This window comes from Mycoplasmatota bacterium, from assembly GCA_018394295.1.
In the GTDB taxonomy this organism is placed as follows: domain Bacteria; phylum Bacillota_I; class Bacilli_A; order Haloplasmatales; family Haloplasmataceae; genus JAENYC01.
Map to the genome: position 1 here is coordinate 2424383 of CP074573.1, position 19001 is coordinate 2443383.

The 19001-nt window shown below is 28.3% G+C and carries 19 protein-coding genes and 1 other annotated feature; of the genes, 8 read left to right on the forward strand and 11 right to left on the reverse strand.

The features are described from left to right. The first annotated feature begins 229 nt into the window (after positions 1 to 229). Together KHQ81_11250 and KHQ81_11255 are read left to right on the forward strand one after the other, a co-directional pair. Positions 230 to 1315: a M50 family metallopeptidase gene (locus tag KHQ81_11250; protein QVK17419.1), complete on the forward strand. Its 1086-nt coding sequence runs from the start codon at positions 230 to 232 to the stop codon at positions 1313 to 1315. 155 nt (positions 1316 to 1470) lie between these two features. Continuing rightward, on the forward strand, positions 1471 to 2016 hold the full coding sequence (locus KHQ81_11255) for a hypothetical protein (GenBank protein ID QVK17420.1): 546 nt from the start codon (positions 1471 to 1473) through the stop codon (positions 2014 to 2016). A gap of 208 nt (positions 2017 to 2224) precedes the next feature. On the opposite strand, the gene KHQ81_11260 is transcribed toward KHQ81_11255, so the two are convergent. From KHQ81_11260 to KHQ81_11270, 3 genes are read right to left on the reverse strand one after another with little or no spacing between them, the layout of a single operon-like run. Beyond that, positions 2225 to 2977: a transporter substrate-binding domain-containing protein gene (locus tag KHQ81_11260; protein ID QVK17421.1), complete on the reverse strand. Its 753-nt coding sequence runs from the start codon at positions 2975 to 2977 to the stop codon at positions 2225 to 2227. Between the two features lie 11 nt (positions 2978 to 2988). Next, positions 2989 to 3705, reverse strand: coding sequence for an amino acid ABC transporter ATP-binding protein (locus KHQ81_11265; protein QVK17422.1), 717 nt, complete (start codon positions 3703 to 3705; stop codon positions 2989 to 2991). Next, the gene (locus KHQ81_11270) at positions 3698 to 4390 is read right to left on the reverse strand and encodes an amino acid ABC transporter permease (protein ID QVK17423.1); all 693 of its coding nucleotides are present in this window, start codon (positions 4388 to 4390) and stop codon (positions 3698 to 3700) included. Before KHQ81_11270 ends, KHQ81_11265 begins: the two co-directional genes overlap by 8 nt. A gap of 40 nt (positions 4391 to 4430) precedes the next feature. Next, positions 4431 to 4648, reverse strand: a binding site (T-box leader). 360 nt (positions 4649 to 5008) lie between these two features. Here KHQ81_11270 and KHQ81_11275 point away from each other — a divergent pair. From KHQ81_11275 to KHQ81_11295, 5 genes are all read left to right on the forward strand, one after another. Beyond that, on the forward strand, positions 5009 to 5575 hold the full coding sequence (locus tag KHQ81_11275) for an IS1 family transposase (protein QVK17424.1): 567 nt from the start codon (positions 5009 to 5011) through the stop codon (positions 5573 to 5575). Positions 5576 to 5585: 10 nt separating this feature from the next. Then, a complete protein-coding gene (locus KHQ81_11280) occupies positions 5586 to 6056 on the forward strand; it encodes a hypothetical protein (GenBank protein QVK17425.1) in 471 nt (156 codons plus the stop codon). 290 nt (positions 6057 to 6346) lie between these two features. Next, positions 6347 to 7198 carry a hypothetical protein gene (locus KHQ81_11285; GenBank protein QVK17426.1) on the forward strand — a complete coding sequence of 284 codons (852 nt, stop codon included), beginning with the start codon at positions 6347 to 6349 and terminating at the stop codon, positions 7196 to 7198. Positions 7199 to 7373: 175 nt separating this feature from the next. Next, positions 7374 to 9227, forward strand: a complete 1854-nt coding sequence (locus KHQ81_11290) for a family 20 glycosylhydrolase (GenBank protein QVK17427.1) — start codon at positions 7374 to 7376, stop codon at positions 9225 to 9227. A 157-nt stretch (positions 9228 to 9384) separates the two neighbouring features. Further along, on the forward strand, positions 9385 to 10296 hold the full coding sequence (locus KHQ81_11295) for an endonuclease (protein ID QVK17428.1): 912 nt from the start codon (positions 9385 to 9387) through the stop codon (positions 10294 to 10296). A gap of 36 nt (positions 10297 to 10332) precedes the next feature. Here the strand turns inward: KHQ81_11295 and KHQ81_11300 are convergent, their stop codons facing one another. Continuing rightward, complete coding sequence (locus KHQ81_11300; GenBank protein ID QVK17429.1) at positions 10333 to 10536, reverse strand: hypothetical protein; 204 nt, start codon at positions 10534 to 10536, stop codon at positions 10333 to 10335. A gap of 191 nt (positions 10537 to 10727) precedes the next feature. Here KHQ81_11300 and KHQ81_11305 point away from each other — a divergent pair, with 191 nt between their 5' ends. Continuing rightward, positions 10728 to 12194 (forward strand): IS1182 family transposase, encoded by a 1467-nt coding sequence (locus KHQ81_11305; GenBank protein QVK17430.1) that lies wholly within the window; start codon positions 10728 to 10730, stop codon positions 12192 to 12194. Positions 12195 to 12293: 99 nt separating this feature from the next. On the opposite strand, the gene KHQ81_11310 is transcribed toward KHQ81_11305, so the two are convergent. From KHQ81_11310 to rsgA, 7 genes are all read right to left on the reverse strand, one after another. Next, a complete protein-coding gene (locus KHQ81_11310; protein ID QVK17431.1) occupies positions 12294 to 12575 on the reverse strand; it encodes a nitroreductase family protein in 282 nt (93 codons plus the stop codon). Positions 12576 to 12577: 2 nt separating this feature from the next. Further along, complete coding sequence (locus KHQ81_11315; protein QVK17432.1) at positions 12578 to 13336, reverse strand: hypothetical protein; 759 nt, start codon at positions 13334 to 13336, stop codon at positions 12578 to 12580. A 19-nt stretch (positions 13337 to 13355) separates the two neighbouring features. Beyond that, entirely contained in the window at positions 13356 to 14627 is a 1272-nt protein-coding gene (locus KHQ81_11320) for a metallophosphoesterase (GenBank protein ID QVK17433.1), read from the reverse strand. Between the two features lie 19 nt (positions 14628 to 14646). Continuing rightward, the gene (locus KHQ81_11325) at positions 14647 to 16092 is read right to left on the reverse strand and encodes a nicotinate phosphoribosyltransferase (GenBank protein ID QVK17434.1); all 1446 of its coding nucleotides are present in this window, start codon (positions 16090 to 16092) and stop codon (positions 14647 to 14649) included. Positions 16093 to 16102: 10 nt separating this feature from the next. Next, positions 16103 to 16771 carry a cysteine hydrolase gene (locus tag KHQ81_11330; GenBank protein ID QVK17435.1) on the reverse strand — a complete coding sequence of 223 codons (669 nt, stop codon included), beginning with the start codon at positions 16769 to 16771 and terminating at the stop codon, positions 16103 to 16105. A 1-nt stretch (position 16772) separates the two neighbouring features. Continuing rightward, positions 16773 to 17666 (reverse strand): NUDIX hydrolase, encoded by an 894-nt coding sequence (locus KHQ81_11335; protein QVK17436.1) that lies wholly within the window; start codon positions 17664 to 17666, stop codon positions 16773 to 16775. Between the two features lie 106 nt (positions 17667 to 17772). Beyond that, a complete protein-coding gene (rsgA, locus tag KHQ81_11340; protein ID QVK17437.1) occupies positions 17773 to 18840 on the reverse strand; it encodes a ribosome small subunit-dependent GTPase A in 1068 nt (355 codons plus the stop codon). Between the last annotated feature and the right edge of the window lie 161 nt (positions 18841 to 19001).

Genomic DNA, 19001 nt, shown 5'->3' on the forward strand with positions numbered 1-19001 from the left:
AGATGTATCTTAAGGCAGTTTGTTATATATTATTACATCAGTTCTCCTTACGCTATTTTTGATGCATTTATTAATTACCTGGTCATATAAAGATAAAATTAGGAATTATTATCAGCGTAAGTTGAGTATTTGTACTTAAAATATTAAAGAATTATAAAGTGTTTTTACTTTTTTATAAAATCTAATTTATTTATTTAACATATTATTTATAATAAAATTGGAGAGGTTTATGGAAAAAAAATCTAAAGTTAAGAATGGTAAAATATTTAAGCGTTTAAAATTATTGTTTTATATGATCATTGTACTATTTTATGCCCTTTTAATAATAGGTGGAGGAACTAATGCTATTAAATTAATACTATTAATATTTTTACAGATTATTGTTATCTGTATATTGATTATTAATATCCATGAATTCGGACATCTTATAATCGGTAAATTATTTGGATATAAACTCTTATCCTATCGAATTGGATTTTTTTCATGGAGTAAAGAAAATGGTAAAATGAAATTTTTAATAATTAAAAATAGAGGATATAGTGGATTATGTGGAATGATTCCACCTGAAAAAGAATTACCTAATTATAAACTTGTATTATTTTATGCCAGTGGAATTCTATTCAATGTCATTTCAGGTACATTTTTTTTAATACTATCTTTAATTAATGGATCACTTAGTCAATTTTTTAGTTTTTTAGGAATATCCTCTATACTTATAGGTGTTTTAAATTTATTGCCGATTATGACAAGTAATAATCCCTCAGATGGAAAAGTGATTTGGAGTATGTTGTTAAAGAAACCATTTGCGGAGAAATTACTTGTAATGAAAAGATTATTAACTAAATTATCAGCGGGTATTCGTCCTAATCATTTAGATATACCAAATTTAAATTTAGATAATCTTACTTCATTTGATTTATACATTATCATATATGCTTATTTTCAAGCATTAGATAAAAATTATGATGATAAAATATTTTTATATGCTAACTTATTAGAAGAAAACATTGATAACTTTCCCACTCCAACATTACCTGTGGTATACTATGAACTCTGTTATGTAGGATGTATTACGAATGATATAGATAGAGCTAAGAAATATTATAAGCATGGTGGAAATATCTTAAAAAAAGATAAAGATATTAATGGTTGTCGTGTAAAAGCATATTACGAGTTTTATGTGAATCATAACCCTGATACTGCATTAGAGTTATGTTATAAAGGGTTAGCTGTTTTAGATAAATTTCCGATTAAGGGTCAAGCCTTTATGGAAAAAGATTTGATACACTCATTGATTCGGTTAATTAACCTTTAACCACAGTAGGTATCCAAGAAGAGTTTCAATTGGAAAGAGATGAATTAATGGTTATGAGATGTTCGGTTAGGAAATGTACTGTGTTTTAAGAGAACCATAATAAAAGTAACACATTTGAAATTAATTTGTTGAGAAAAATATTATGAGGTGATATAATGGCAATTTTCAAGTTTTATCAAATTTATCGTAGTATTAAAGAAGTTTTAGGAGAAGAGATGGTTAAAGAAATTTTTCCTGAATATGCTGATCTTCCAGATAAAATGCCTGCGAAAGAACAAGCAGAATTAGGAAAAATTATCATGGATAGAATGGATATATTACTTGATGAAAACACTATCAAAAAAATAAGGCAAATGCATACTTGTAATCCATCAAAAGAACAAGTCGCTAAAATAAATGAGCTAAAAGAAAAGACTAATAACCTAGATGAATTTTTACATGAATACTCAAAGTTCTTAGCACCTGGATACGTTAAAAGAGATGGTGATACACTCTATGTATCCTTTGGATTAGAAAAATGTGTTTGTGGAATGTTTCGAAAGTTGGAAACATATGAACCTGTGTCTAAAACATGGTGTGAATGTTGTAATGGACATGTAATTAAAATGTATCGTATGATTTGTGAAAATATTAAATCTTCTGAGATTGTAGAAGCTGTAGCTTGTGGAGGAAATGACTGTATATTTAAAATAACAATCTAATATAAACATGATTTTATCATTATTTGGATAATACTATTAATATGTACAAAAAGACTATTGTTGGAATACCTATCCTTCAATAGTCTTTTATATACAATCAAACCATTATTATTTTAAACTAGCTTTGTCAGAAACTAGAGATCTTAATATATATAATCATACTTTAATATAGTTTTTATTACCAAATGGTATCCATAGTCATATATTATTAATCAAACCATTTTTTAACTAATTCATCTATCTTACCATTTTCTTGTAATTTAACAATTGCTTTATTAAATTCTTCTACATATTCGCTTCCTTTAGTAAAGGCAATTGCGTTTCCATATTTTGAATCTAAGGTATAATCAAAAATTTCCTTACTTAAATTATCATTTACTTCTAAAATTGATTCAGCAACAAGACTCTCAACAACTAATACATCTATTCTTCCAGCGTTAATCTCTTCTACTATTTGTGTATTATAATTTCTTAGATCAACTGTAAAATTATATTTACTAGCTAATTCGCTTATTAAATTGGCTTGAACAGTACCAAGTTGGGCACCAACTACTAACCCATCTAAATCCTCTAAAGATTTTATTGGATTTGATGATTTAGAAACAAAATAATTAACAAGTCCATCTTCACTATTATAATATATTTCACTAAAATCAACATATAAAGCTCTTTTAGGACTTGGTGTTATACCAGCAATCGCTATTTCAGCTTGACCGGATTGTAAAGAAGCACGAATTCCATCAAAATCAACATCCTTCCATTTAATTTTAATTCCAACTTCATGAGCTAAAGCTTCCATTAATTCAATATCAAATCCAGTTAACTTTCCGTCGGTTCCAACCATTTCATATGGTTCATACCCACTTGAAGTTAGAACTGTAACTGTTTCTCCCTTTTTTCCACATCCAACTAATCCTAATACTGTAATAATAAATAATACTAATACACTTATCTTTTTCATTTTCATTTCTCCTATAATATTTTATTTAAGAACGCGATAGCACGTTCACTTTTTGGATTTTCAAAGAAGTCTTTACATGGCTTATATTCAACAATTTCTCCATCATTCATGAAAATTATATAATCAGCGACTTCCTTAGCAAATCCCATTTCATGAGTAACAATTATACTCGTATAACCTTTAGTTGTTAAATCTTTAATCACATCTAATACTTCATTTACCATTTCTGGGTCAAGTGCACTTGTTGGTTCATCAAATAGTAACACTTTAGGTTCCATCGCTAGTGCTCTTGCAATTGCCACTCGCTGTTTTTGACCACCACTTAGTTTCCTTGGGTATTCATTTTCTTTTTCACTAAGACCTACTGTATTAAGTAAAAATCTAGCATTCTTGATAGCCTGTTCTATTTCTATATGACGTACTTTCCTTTGTGCGTATATCACATTAGCAATCACACACATATTTGAAAAAAGATTAAACGATTGAAATACCATTCCCATCTCTTTTCGATGTTCGATAATATTTTTTTTATCTAGCAATTCACCTTCAAAATAGATATTACCACTTGTTGGTGTTTCTAGATGATTTAAACATCGTAATAATGTAGACTTTCCACTCCCACTACTACCAAGAATTACTGTAGTTTTACCTTTTTCAAAACTAACATTTATATTTTTTAAAACTTGATTATCATCAAAGTTTTTATATAATTTCTCTACTTTAATCATAATTTAACCTCTTTTCTACCTTACGTCCTACATAACTCAATACCTTAATCACAACATAATAAATAACCCCAACCACAAGTAATGGTTCAAAGTATAAATAAGTTTGTGATGTTACAATTTGTTGTCTTCTCATTAAGTCTTTCAACCCGATCACTGATACAATTGATGATTCTTTTACTAAAGTAATAAATTCATTCATTAGAGCTGGAAATGAGTTCTTAAACGCAATTGGGAGTATGATATCTTTGTAAATGTGCCGTTTTTTTACACCTAGGGAAATCGCTGCTTCAATCTCACCCTTATCAACACTGTTTATTCCTGATCTTATAACCTCAGATATATAAGCACCTGAATTTAAACTAAATGTGATAACACTTGCCATAAAGGCACTAATTGTAAATTCAATTCCTAAGTTAAGAAACCTATTTAAAATGATATTTACAACTTGTGGAAAAGCAAAGTAAATGATACTTAACTGTAAAATAAGCGGTGTTCCCCTTAATATATCAACATAAAAGAAAGCAACTTTACTTAATTTCTTATTATTATTTATTAATGTCACAATTATCCCAATTACAACACCAATGACAGCTGCGAATAAAGCGATTAATAATGTAATTCCTAACCCTTTACTAATAAAAGGGATCCAATCTTTAATCGAATTGTAATTAAATAATTTCTCCATAATCTCACTCCTTTATAAATATAAAAAAAGCCATCCTTAAAATAAGGACGACTTATCAAAATCGCGGTACCACCTTGATTCTTATATCACAAAAAGGATATAAGGTCTCTAATCTTTAACGCAGACATACGTAATTACCTCAAATCTTCGATAATCCAACTCCAAAACACGTTCAGCAAATATATCTTCTACTTCACACCAACCAGTAGATCTCTTAAAAATAGTGATTCGCTTACTACTTTTCTTCAACGTTTTGTTACATTAAATCATAAAAAAAAGTTAATTTCAATGCTTTTTTTTAATAAAACGTTTTCAGTATTTTCATCGTAAATTCAACAAGTGATAACTAATCCTTATTAAATAATAGTATAGCTTATTTTTTTATGAAATGAAGAAGAGTTATGAAGGATAATAAAAAAATTGTTCATAATATTACCATCTGTTACATTTGGTGAAACTAATATAAAGTAAAAAAATCGATGAAAATGTCCTTTGAAATAAATCATCAAATGTTAATTATTTTCGCTAAATTCAATTTAAGTGTTGATATTTTTTTATTGTTACATCTATGATGTAATAAGTCACTTTATAATGAAATTATAAAGTGAGGTAATTAGAATGATAAATAAAATAGATTTAATTAATGAATTAAATAAACTATCTATAAAGAATTATGAAGATGTTTTTAGTTTCATTATGTCTTTCAATAACCCTATAGAATCTAAAAGCGATATTTGTTTGAATTGTCCACATTGTGGTTCAGTTGAGTTTGTTAAAAATGGAAAAACAAACAAAGGAATTCAAAGATACATTTGTCGCGAGTGTAATAAATCATTTTGTGATACATCTAACACTCTTCTTTATAGAAGTAGATGTACTGAAGATATATGGTTAAAATTTATTGATTGTGAAATATCAGGATTATCTTTAAAAGAAACTGCTTATTATACTAATTTAAGTGTCACAACTTGTTTTTATATGCGACATAAGCTTTATAAAGCAATCAGAAACTTAAAGATGAAAGAAACTTTATCTAGTAAAGTTGAATTAGATTGTATTTATACAAAGATAAATCTTAAAGGAACCAAACCATCAAATATGCCTAGACATAGTAAAAAGAGAGGTAATAACTGCATATTCAGGTATATCTCATCACAAAGTATGTATTGTCGCTGCAATCGATGAAAATGATAATATGTTGCTTGAGATAGCTGGAGTTGGATCGGAATCAATGGAAAAATACACTAAATATACCGATAAATTTATGGATACAACTTTAATTATTTCTGACAGTAAACCATGTATTCAACAATTTGCGAATAATTTAGGTGTTAAGAATGATAAAGTTCCTGTGATAGCTAATAAAAAACGTTATACTACTAATCTAGGTAATAGTTTAGGTGATATTAATCAATTGGCTACCGGGATTACTAAGATTATAAAAAATAGTCATGGTGTATCTATAAGACATTTACAAGATTACTTATCATTTTACCTATATAAAAAACAATTACATTATAGAACTAATCGAAAAGATCATGCAAATATAATGTATAACTTATTAAAATACAATCATCATTTATCTAATAAGGATACGTTAAATTTTGATTATCCAATATCTTTAAAAGATGCTTATTATGAATATCGATATGGGATTTTTGCATAATCATCAACACTTAAATTGAAAAGAACGATTATTTTTAACATTAACCCCAAAAAACACTATTAATAGTTAAATATTTGGTTGTATTAGAATATCTATACTTTATCTCTAATGAATTAAATTCCTAATTATATCCCAATATTGGGATTTGTTTTACCTATATTACTATGTATATTATAAATTTCGACATTATTTGACACTGATTTATGAAGAATCATGCTATATTTACTCTTGTATAAAAATTATTTTTAAATCTTAAATCTATAAATACTATCACCATAAAGGGGAATTATATGACAAGATTAGAATTGATTAACAAAAGAATTTCAAGTATAGCTATTGATAACAAACACATCTATACAACTAGTGAGGACAAAATATTTGAATGGAATAAAGATAGTAAAGAATGCATTAAAATTCTTGATGACTTAGAAAAAGGCATTCAAGTTACTGTGGATCAACATAATATTTATTGTACAAGCAATTATCATTTCTATGTGATTGATAAAATAAACTTCAAACAAATTTATAAATGTAGATACGGACAAGACCTAAGTTCTGACCTTGGAAAACCACTAAATGATAAAGAACATGTTTACTTCTCAATCAGAAATGGTAAACTTGTTGTTATAAGTAAAAATAATTTTGACAATCCAACAATACTAGAAAAACATGGTGGTACTATTTGGGGAATGTGTTATGATGAAAATTATCTATATACAGCTTCTGTGGATAAGTCGATAATGATCTGGGATAAGAAGAATTTTGAAGTTGTTAATATATTAACTGGTCATAAAAGAAACGTTCAAAGAGTATGTGTAACTGATAAGTATATTATATCTGGTTCTTCTGATTTATCGATTATTATATGGGATAAAAAAACAGGGAATCTATTAAATAGGTTTAAAAATGTACATAAGAAAGCAATAAATGGGCTTTTTTACTGGAACCATTATCTACTTACATCAAGTCAAGCTGAAGGTAAAGCAATTATATGGGATATGAATAGTTGGGATAAAGTAAAAGAACTAGAAATATCTATTGATGAAGGAGGCGGACTATTATTTGACAAGGACAATGTATACATTGCTTTAAAAAAAACGCCTGGTATAAAAATAGATACAGTAAAAAATATTTTCCTATAATTCATTTTTATAAGATTAAAAAAACAGAGTATTTATAGTTATATTCTGTTTTTCTTATGTATAATCAAATTAAGATTATTAATTATTCTAAATAATTCATTTTACACACTTGTATAGATAACTTTTTCATTATAAAATGAAATCAGAATAAATAATAAAGGGATGGTTAATAAAAATGTATTTTATCGTACCTCAAGTTAAAAGTTTGAAAATTACTGAAGGATATTTCTCAATCAATACTGAAATTAATGTGAAGTATAAAAAACAATTTGAAGAAGTCTATCAAGTATTGAACAAATTATTTATTGTTGATTTTAAAAATGAAAATAATAATCTCATTTTTATCCAAAATACTGATTTAAATAATGAAGGATACATACTTGAAATTAACAATGATATCATTACAATTAGTTATCATACTGTAAACGGTGCATTTTATGCATTAAAAACACTTAAACAAATTATCAATCAACAAGAAAATAATAAGATTCATAACTTAATCATTCATGACTATCCTAGTTTAAAAACACGTGGTTTTATGCTTGATATTAGTCGTGATAAGATTCCAACGATGGAAACATTATATGAATTTATCAACAAATTGAGTGACTTAAAATATAATCATTTTGAATTATATGTTGAAGGTTTTTCTTTTGGATACCCTAGTTTCTCGCAATATACAGAAGGGAATACACCAGTAACGATCGAAGAATATCAGACATTAGAAAAATACTGTAATGACCTATTTATTGATATGGTTCCAAATCAAAATGGTTTTGGTCATATGGCCCCTTGGCTTGCTCAAGATGAATTTAAAGATTTAGCTGAATGTCCAGATGGATTTACAATTTGGGGAGGAAACAGACCTGCATCAACGCTTAATCCTTTAGATGAAAAAAGTATAGAGTTAGTTAAAAAAATGTATGATGATATGTTACCTTATAGTAATTCTAAATACTTCAATATGAACTTTGATGAACCATTTGAATTAGGTTATGGTAGAAGTAAAGAAGTATGTGAGCAATTTGGTGAAGGAAAAGTATATATTGAATATATGAAAAAATTATATGAACATATCAAATCCTATAATAAAACCCCATTAATTTGGGCTGATGTATTAAATAAACATCTTGATTTAATTGATGAAATACCCGATGATATGATTTTCCTAGATTGGGGTTATGATATCAATTCTCCATTTAGTAAATCACTTAAAAATTTAGCTAATTGTAATACTAAATTTATGGCTTGTCCGGGAACATCTAGCTGGTGCTCAATAACAGGTAGAACAATGGACATGTTAGAAAATATTAAAAATGCTTCATACTATTCCTACTTATACAAAGGAGAAGGAATAATACTAACTGATTGGGGAGATGTTGGACATCTTCAATACTTACCCTTTACCTATCCTGGTTTAGTCTATGGGGCCATGACATCCTGGGGTGTTGAAGAAGGTCTTTATAAAAACCTTGCAGAGTCACTTAATATTATGTTTAAAGATAAATCAAAATTAATCGGTGATATTCTCTTAGATTTAGGCAATTATTATCGTTATGAAGGAACTTATACTTCTAATGGAACTAAAACATTTCATTCGTTAATTTGGGCATTAAATGCTTCTAATGGTATGAATGGAGACCCATTAACTTATTACATTAATAAAATGAAAAAAAATGTATTCCCGACTAAAAATTATCAAACATTAGTTAATTACTTAAATTTTATCTCTAGTAGAATTGAATTAGTTGAATTAGAATGTGAGGATGGAGAACTTGTAATTAGTGAAATTAAACAAAGTATCTTCTTCTTACACACCTTATTAAAAGTTAATCAAATGTTAAGTGAACAATTAAATAAAGAAGAAAAAGCCACTTTAATAAATGAAATTATTACTGAATTAGACATGACCATAAAAAATCATCAACTAATTTGGTTTCAAAGAAATCGTTTAGGTGGGTTAAAACATAGTGTTCAAGTAATCGAATATCTTAAACAAATTGTTGTTTTGTATAAAAATTCTTTATAAAAAATTAAGTCAAATTTTTGATATACATCTTTACACTGAATTTATGAAATTAGTAATTACTTTCACTAAATTGTTTATTAAGATGATACATATAATAGGATTTAAAAATAAATCAATTTATGATATCATATGAATATAATATACTGGAGGATATAAAATGAGTAAATTTCGCACAATTATAACTTTGTTAGTTCTCGTAACCTTAGTTGGTTGTAACGTATCAATTAATTCAACTACTTCTACTAGTACAACAACTACTACTGCGCAAACGACGACTGATCAGACAACAACTACTGAAGAACAAACGACAACTACTGAAGAAACAACGACGACAACTGAAGAAACGACGACAACAACTGAATCTAATAGTTCATCGCTTGATAATTCCTACTATAAAGATGCTATTGGAAAAACAGGTGATCAATTAAAACGAGCATTAAATGACATTATTGATAATCACACGAAATTAACCTATGACGAGGTTAAATACGCGCTTAGAGATACAGATGAAGATCCAAATAATTCAAATAATGTAATCTTATTATATACAGGACGTTCACAAGCCAAATCTACTTTTGGTGGTGACAGAGATGATTGGAATAGAGAACACGTTTGGGCCAAATCTCATGGTGATTTTGGAAAATCAATGGGGCCAGGAACAGATCTTCATCATTTAAGACCAACTGATGCTTCTGTTAATAGTACAAGAGGCAATAAAGATTTTGATTATGGCGGAAATTATGATAAAGAATGTAAACAATGTAAAACAGATAGTGATTCTTGGGAACCAAGCGATAATGTTAAAGGTGATGTTGCACGTATGATTTTTTATATGGCAGTCCGTTATGAAGGAGAACATGGTGAAGTTGACCTAGAACTTAACGATCATGTTAATAATGGTTCAAGACCTTATATGGGAAGATTATCTGTATTATTAGAATGGAATCGATTAGACCCAGTAGATGAATTTGAGATGAATAGAAACAATGTTATTTATGAAGACTATCAAGGTAATAGAAATCCATTTATCGACCATCCTGAATGGGCAGAATTAATATGGAATAATTAAATACTAAGAGCACTTGAAAAATCAAGTGCTCTTTTTTTACCAGTGATTATAATGAATTCTATTTTCATCATAAATATCTCTTGCTGGTTTATCCTCAGCTTTGTATCCAACCGCAATTAATCCTATCGGTATAATTCTATCTGGTAGATTTAATATTTCCTCAGACATCTTAATTAACTCAGGTGTAGGATATAAACCACACCAAACTGCACCATAATTAAGTGCATGTGCAGCTAACAATATATTTTCTATCGCTGCTGAACAATCAGAAACAGAAAAACCAATTTCATCGAGGCTGCTGAAAAAGTCTCATCAAATTATGAATTGGGAAGAGTATATTAATTATTCTTCCTTTTTTCATATAAATACAACGAAAAGAAAGTGAAAAATGATATAATGAAGGTAGAAAATAATTTGAAATTGGTGATAGTATGCTACCTAATAAAGAACTTGTCTTAAGTCCATACAGTAAGTTGTATGATATTGTGGTTCCAAAGAATCATATATTAAGAAAATTTAAAGAATTAGTGGATTTTGAATTTGTTTATGAAGAATTAAAAGATAAATATACAAAGGATAATGGAGCGACAGCGAAATGTCCTATTTTTATGTTTAAATTATTATTATTAAAAGTAATGTATCCAATGTCTGACCGAGATTTAGTTGAGCAAGCACAATTAAATATGGCATATAAGTATTTTTTAGAAATAGCTCCAGAAGAAACAGATATTATCCATCCAACAAGTTTAACAAAGTTTAGAAAGTTACGATTAAAAGATGGAGAATTATTAGATAAACTAATTTCAAAAACAGTAGAGCTAGCACTAAACTTAGGATTAATAAAATCAAAACAAATAATAGTAGACTCAACACATACAAATAGTATGTTTAATTATAAATCACCACTTGAAATCTTAGAAGAGAAATCAAAAAATTTACGAAAAGTAGTATATAAGACTGATGAAAGTTATAAAGATAAGATGCCTGAAAAGCCAATATCAAAGAATATAGACGATCATATAAAATACTGTAATGAATTAGTTGAATTAATTAGAAATGATGAAAATTTACTAATCAGAGAAAATATTAGATTAAAAACAAACTTATTAGAAGAAATAGTAAATGATAATATTGAAGAAATAAATTCAATGGTAGAAAAGGATGCAAAAGTAGGACATAAATCAGCTGATACATCATTCTTTGGATATAAAACACATATCGCGATGGTGCCAGAACGAATTATCACAGCGGCAGTTGTGACAAGTGGAGATAAACACGATGGAAAGCAAGCAAGAGAATTATATGTGAAATCAAAAGAAAATGGAATTGAAGTTGATGCTTTTATAGGGGATGGAGCGTATTCAGAAAAAGAACTAATAGAATATGCGAAAAAAAATGAATTTAAATTAGTTTCAAAATTGAGTAAAACAGTATCTAAAGGAAATAAAAGAAAATGTGAGGATTTTGAATATAATAAAGATGCGAAAAGATATGTATGTAAAGCAGGTCATATGGGAGTTAGAGTTGCACTACATGGTAAAAAGAAACATGAGATAGAAGGAACTCCATTGCGAGAAACGCATTATTTTGATGTAGAAAAATGTAAAACGTGTCCATTTAAAGAAGAATGTGGATATAAAGAAGGACAAGATAGTAGATCTTATACAGTTACATTAAAGAAGGATAATGTTCATGCAGAACATGAAAAATTTCAAGAAAGTAAAGAATTCAAAGAATTAGCAAAAGAAAGGTATAAGATAGAAGCTAAAAATTCTGAATTGAAAAATAGTCATGGATATAAAAGATGTCAATCCCATGGCCTTTTAGGTATGCAGATACAATCAGCAATGACAATATTCGCAGTAAACTTGAAAAGAATTGTAACACTAATGGGATAGAATATATCTCATTCTTTAATAGAAACAATAAAAAAGTTAGAAAATGAAGTTAAATCATTTCTAACTTTTTTTATTTAATATTAGTTATCTGAAAATAGACTAGATTTTCAGCACCCTCATTTCATCTTGCTTTTCATTATCGCTACAGACAACAATTCCACAGCCTGCTTGTGGTAACATTTTAGCATAAGGATGATGACTTGCTAAATCATTTAATATTTTTTCATCCTTAACCACAATGAAATCAAAGGGTTGTCTATTATGCGCTGATGGCGCAGCAAATCCAGCTCTTAATAATAACGATAAATCTTCATCCTTAATTATTTGACTAGTAAATTTACGTATACTTCGTCTTGTTAAAATTGCTTCTAATGCATCCATTTTTAATCCTCCTTGATGTATTGATTACTAATAACAAAAGCATATAATGAGATAACTAATAATGGAATATGCACTATTCCCATTAAAGTCATCTTAGGATTTAAGATAAACCAGGTAATCATATTTATTATTCCAAAAATTATTCCAATAAAACCAGTTACTCTTAAAGTATAAAAATTTATTTTATTAATCAAAAATAAATTAATCGTTAAGGCAACTGGTGTTATCATACAGAAAGTAACCATTGAATTATTAATCAATAGATTCTTTAATGAAAAGTCAATATTTATTCCACTACTATTAACAGGGAAATAAAAAGCAATAAACGCTAAGAATATTAATCCATACTTCAAATTACTCTTACTTTTTTTAATTTGATTAGGTTTTGACTTAACTGCTTGTATATACCAAAATATACAAACAATTAAATTCAAAATCGCATTTCCAGTTAATATCACAAATCCAAAGTTTTCTGTATAAGCAGTTGTTTGAAATAATGCTGTTACTAGAAATAATAATATGAAATAACCATTTAATATTTTTTGATATTTAGTATTGTAAATACTTAATAATAAAATAAAAATAAATATTATCTTAATCATTCCATATATCCAATTATTATTATAAATCAATGGAGAACTCAAAACCTCTTTTATCACATCTTGTGTGTTTTCTGGATTATAGGCTATTGTTGAATAACTCGGTATAAATAAGATTAAAACGATAATAACATAACTCCACCATTTATTGAAATATTTCACAGTTCCCCCTTTTCTCTTTTTATTTCATTGGTCTTGCTGGTACAGAATACTGTTTTAAAGCTTTCACAGAAACGAAATCTTCTTCAGGATAACGATAAGCAGTTAATTTATTACCAAATACACAACCTGTATCAATATTAATTGCTTCGTTTAAACTAAATGCATCTAAATTAGGTGTATGTCCATATAAAATCCGAGGTTTTCCTTTATAGTCTTTAGCCCATAAATAACGTTTCGGCAAACCAAATTCATCCATTTCATTAGAAGTTTCACCATATAATGTAAAACTTCTTATGCGCTTTGAAGTTCTACCAATGAATTCTTCTTTAATTCCAGCATGTGCAACTACTAATTGACCATTATCAAATATTAAATGACTTTCTAAATGTTTTAGGAAGTTTCTCACTTTATCAATAAAATTTTGTGATTCCTTTGATAACTGTTGAATAGAATCCTCAAGCCCATTCTTCACTTGAACGTTTCGCCCTTCAAGTTTACGATACAATTTATTATCATGATTCCCTTGTACGCAATAGGCATTCTCAGATTTAACCATAGACATTACTAACTTTAAAACTTCGACAATTTTAGGACCTCTATCAACTAAATCACCTAAAAAAATTACCTTCCTTCCTTCAGGATGGTATATCTCATACTTATCATCTTGTATATCTATTTGATATCCTAATTTTTGTAGTAAACTAACTAATTCATCGTAACAACCATGTATATCTCCAATAATATCAAAAGGTCCCTTCTCATCACTTTTATCACAATATAATGGCGTTTCATATATTTTTGTTTTCATAACATCATCTATTGAGTTCATAATATACACATAATTTAACCCTTCTTTTTTTAGATTCATTAAGGAATACTGCATCTGATTATATTGATACTTAATAATTTTTTCTTCTAAATCACGATCTTTCCGCAATTTGTTTCTGTGATAACATATCCATTCTGACATATTAAAGACAATCGCAACCGTTAAACAATGATGCTTTTTAGCGAGTTCTAACAATTTATAACGTGTATTTTCTAACACATTTGTGGCATCTACGACTGTTAATTTTCGTAAACTTAAACGTTTATCAATCAAATACAACATCAATTCAAACGCTTCTTTACTCACCGTTTGATTATTTTCATCATCTGATAATAAATAACGACAATAACCTGAAGAAATTATTTCACTATCTTTAAAATGGTTTTTCGCAAATGTAGTTTTTCCACTACTTGATGGACCGATTAAGATCACCAAAGAGAATTTTGGTATTTTTATTCGCATGTTTTATCCACCTTTATTTTTATTTTAGTGAATATTCATGAATCATCCCTTGTTTTAAATCCCACAACTTTTGTGATAAATCTACATAATACTCATGGGGATTCTCAAAACGTAAAATGGTATCCCAAAGCGTTTCGATTTGTTTTTCACATCGACTTCTTATTTCTGACAATGATGGAAGTTTATAGACACATTTTCCATCTTCAAATATGGGAACTAACAATTTCTTCACATAATAATTAGATAATTTTTTTCGCTTCCATATGTTGTTAGGATCAAAAATTTCATATTCACCATCATCTTGAATGATTTCTTCATTTAATGTTATGACGTCTGCTAGTGCTTTATTTGTTTTCTTATCAAAAAATCGATAAATTTGCTTAAATCCTGGGTTTGTTATTTTAGCGACATTTTCACTAATTTTTATTTTAGGAATAATTTTATCTTTTTCCTCTATCGCTACTAATTTATAAACCCCACCAAAAACTGGTTCTGATTTTGAGGTGATTAAGCGTTCTCCAACCCCAAACATATCAATTTCAGCACCTTGCATTAATAAATCTCGAATGATATATTCATCTAATGAGTTAGACGCTACAATTTTACAATCAGAAAATCCCGCGTCATCTAACATTTTCCTTGCTGTTTTAGATAGATAAGTTATATCTCCACTATCGATTCTAACGCCTCTTGGTCTATACCCTAATGGGATAAGAACTTCATTAAAAGTCTTAATGGCATTAGGAATTCCTGATTTTATCACATTGTATGTATCAACTAATAGCGTACAATTATCAGGATAGATACGTGCATAAGCTTTAAATGCATCTAACTCAGTAGGATACAGTTGTACGAAACTATGTGCCATCGTTCCTAATGCTGGAACCTTGAATGCTTGATCGGCTAATGTACAAGCAGTTCCCACACAACCGCCAATATAAGCCGCTCTAGCGCCATAAACTGCTCCATCATAACCTTGTGCTCGTCTACTTCCAAATTCCATTACTGCACGGTTTTTCGCTGCTCTTACAATACGATTTGTTTTTGTGGCTATCAAACTTTGATGATTAACCGTTAATAAAATCATCGTTTCAATGAGTTGGGTTTGTATAACAGGTCCTTTAACAACAACAATCGGTTCATTAGGAAATATTGGCATTCCTTCTTCAACTGCCCAAATACTACAAGAAAAATTAAAGTTTTTTAGATAATCTAAAAAATCTTCACTAAACATGTTTTTGTTTTTTAAAAATTGAATATCCTCATCAGTAAAATGTAAATTACGGATATATTCTATAACTTGTTCTATTCCTGCCATAATCGCAAATCCACCATTATCTGGCACTTTACGAAAAAACATATCAAAATAAGCGATTGTGTCTTTTTTATTATCTTCAAAAAATCCATTTACCATCGTGAATTCATAAAAATCTGTAAGTAATGTTAAATTTCTTTTTATATCCATTTTTCTACCTCTATATAATTATTTCTTTTACTATTTCTATACTGTTTATCATCATAAAATATAATCCTATCAAATGCATTAAATCACCATTATGAGTCTCAAAATCATAAGTATCAACAGCATTCATCGGAATAATAATTCGACTATCTTCATTAATACGATTAAAATGTGTTTTTAACGTTAAAGCAAATTGTAAAACACAGATATCGGTACAATCCCCTACAACAATAAAATTATTAATTTCTTTATTTTCTATCAACCATTTTTGAAATACTGGTTCTATAAAACCATTAGTCGAATTTTTTTCAATTAATAAATAATTACCTATTGTTTTTATTTCATTAACGACTTCTGCTTCTTCTGTTCCTTTGACACAATGACAAGGGTATGATTTAAATTCAGGTGTATTTTCAGGATGACTATCCGCTAAAACTACCTTTTTTATCTGTAATTCATCACACCATTTAGCTATTTTAACCACTTCAGGCACTAAACTAGCGATTCTATCACTCTGTAAAGCACCTTTTTTAACAAATCCATTAACCATATCCACTATAACAACTGCCGTTTTATTTTTATCTAATGTCTTTAAATCAACCGCTTCTAAATTATCTAATTGTTCTACTATTTTACCTAAAATCGCTTCACTGTTCTTTAAAAACATTTCCTTATTTTTCATTTTAATTTCTCCTTTCGATATGTAAATCAACCCAATTAGGATTATATCGGTATAATTTAGATGGACGATGCCCTTTATCTTTTCTATAATTGTTCGTTTCTATGACCATGTCTGCAATTTTTCTTCTAAAATTAGCTTTTAATAATTCTTTATCCAATATAACCTCATACACTTGTTGTAATTCAGTCAATGTAAACTCTTCTGGCATTAAATTAAACACAATGTCTGTATATTCAATCTTATTTCTTAATCTCTCTATTCCATAAGAAATCGCTAAACCATGATCAAAAGCAATTTTATTTGATGAAACAATCTCTCTTTTAATAGAAACATTACTACCTTGTGCTTCTATAATCACATTAATTAAAGCATCTAATTCAATATCATTATTGATTAATGTTAATTGATAAGTTTTTCGTTTAATATAACCCTTATTACTTATATTTTTTTGTTCTTCTTTTAATTTATACTGAATTTCAAACCATCTCGCATCTAAAGCATCATCACTTGCTTTCACATTAAAATTAGAACTATCCACTAATGACATATAACAACAACTAATAACCCTCGTTCTAGGATCACGTCCTACATCACCATAGGTATATAACTGTTCAAGGTAGATATTATCAATATTCGTTTCTTCTTTTAATTCTCTTTTTGCTGCATCTTCTAAATTCTCATCCATGTTAACAAAACCACCTGGTATTGCCCAATTATCTTTGAAGGGATGCTGTTTTCTGTTAATTAGTAATACTTTAAACACTTTTCTCGGAAGTTTTCTGTAGTTAGAACTTTCTTCTTTCGTAACTGTATAAACTAATGTATCAACTGTAACAGAGGGTCTAGCATATTTTGTCACATCATAGTTCTTTAAAAATGTTTGTTCATTATCCATAACTTCCTCCTTATTATCATTATGTTATTATTAATATATTACTATCATTAGTAATTTGTCAAGAACTATTCACAAAAAAAAGAAAAAACCTCAAAATTTTGAGGTTTTATTTAGCTCTTTGTTTTTGTTTAAAATTGTGAAATTTGGCTAGTTCTTTCCCGCGACGTTTTTGTTCAGCACGAAGTCTTTGATCAGATTTCATCTGTACATAAGCCGTTTTTTTTTTTAGTTTTATATAACTATTAAATCGTTTTATATCTAAGGTTCCATTGTCTATAGCTTCTCTAACAGCACAACCTGGTTCTGTCATATGTTGGCAATCATTAAAGCGACAAGATTGGGCGATTTCATCGATATCACTAAAAGTTTCACTTAACCCCTCGCTTCCTTGCCATAAACCAAGTTCACGCATTCCTGGGGTATCAACAATCATACTACCATTTGGTAATAAAACTAATTCCCGATGAGTTGTTGTATGTCTTCCTCTATCATCTTGCTCTCTTATCTCTTGAACTTTTAATATCTCTTCTCCAACTAAATTATTCACAAGTGATGATTTACCAACACCAGAAGAACCTAATAAAGCAATTGTTTTTCCTGGTTTAAAGTATTTTCTAATTGCATCTAATCCATATCCTGTAAGAGAACTAACAGCATAGACATCAACACCTGGTGCACTGTTTCTAACCTCATATATTTTTCTTTCTACATCATCACATAAATCTGATTTACTAAGGATAATAACAGGAACTGCTCCACTTTCCCATGCTAATACTAAATACCTTTCGATACGTCTTAAATTATAATTACTGTTTAGGGAATTAAATATAAACATTGTATCAAAATTTGCGACGACTACCTGTTCAATCGTTTCTTGACCCGCCACTTTACGTGAAAATTTTGATTGTCTAGGTAAAACATCTTGAATAATACCTTTATCTTCATTTGGTAACTTCTCTAATGTAATCCAATCTCCCACTGCGGGAATAAATTCACTTCTTAATTCACGTTTGTATTTTCCAGATAATTCTGTCTGTAAAACACCTAATTCTGTTACCACTTTAAAATATTTACCATGTTCTTCAATAACTCTCCCTGGCAAAAGGTTTTTATTATTTTTATCGTTATATGATTTCTCAAAAAAAAGATTGTAACCGTACTGGTTTAAATTCATTGTCTCCTCCATTAAATTAAAATAAAAGTGCACAAAAAACGAATAACCTATTCATAGGTTAAACCAATTTTGTCTATTAACTAAATTAAACTAAAATCACCTTTACATGTTTTTCAATCATAATACATCACTCCTTTTGCCTAAATTAAATACAAATAAAT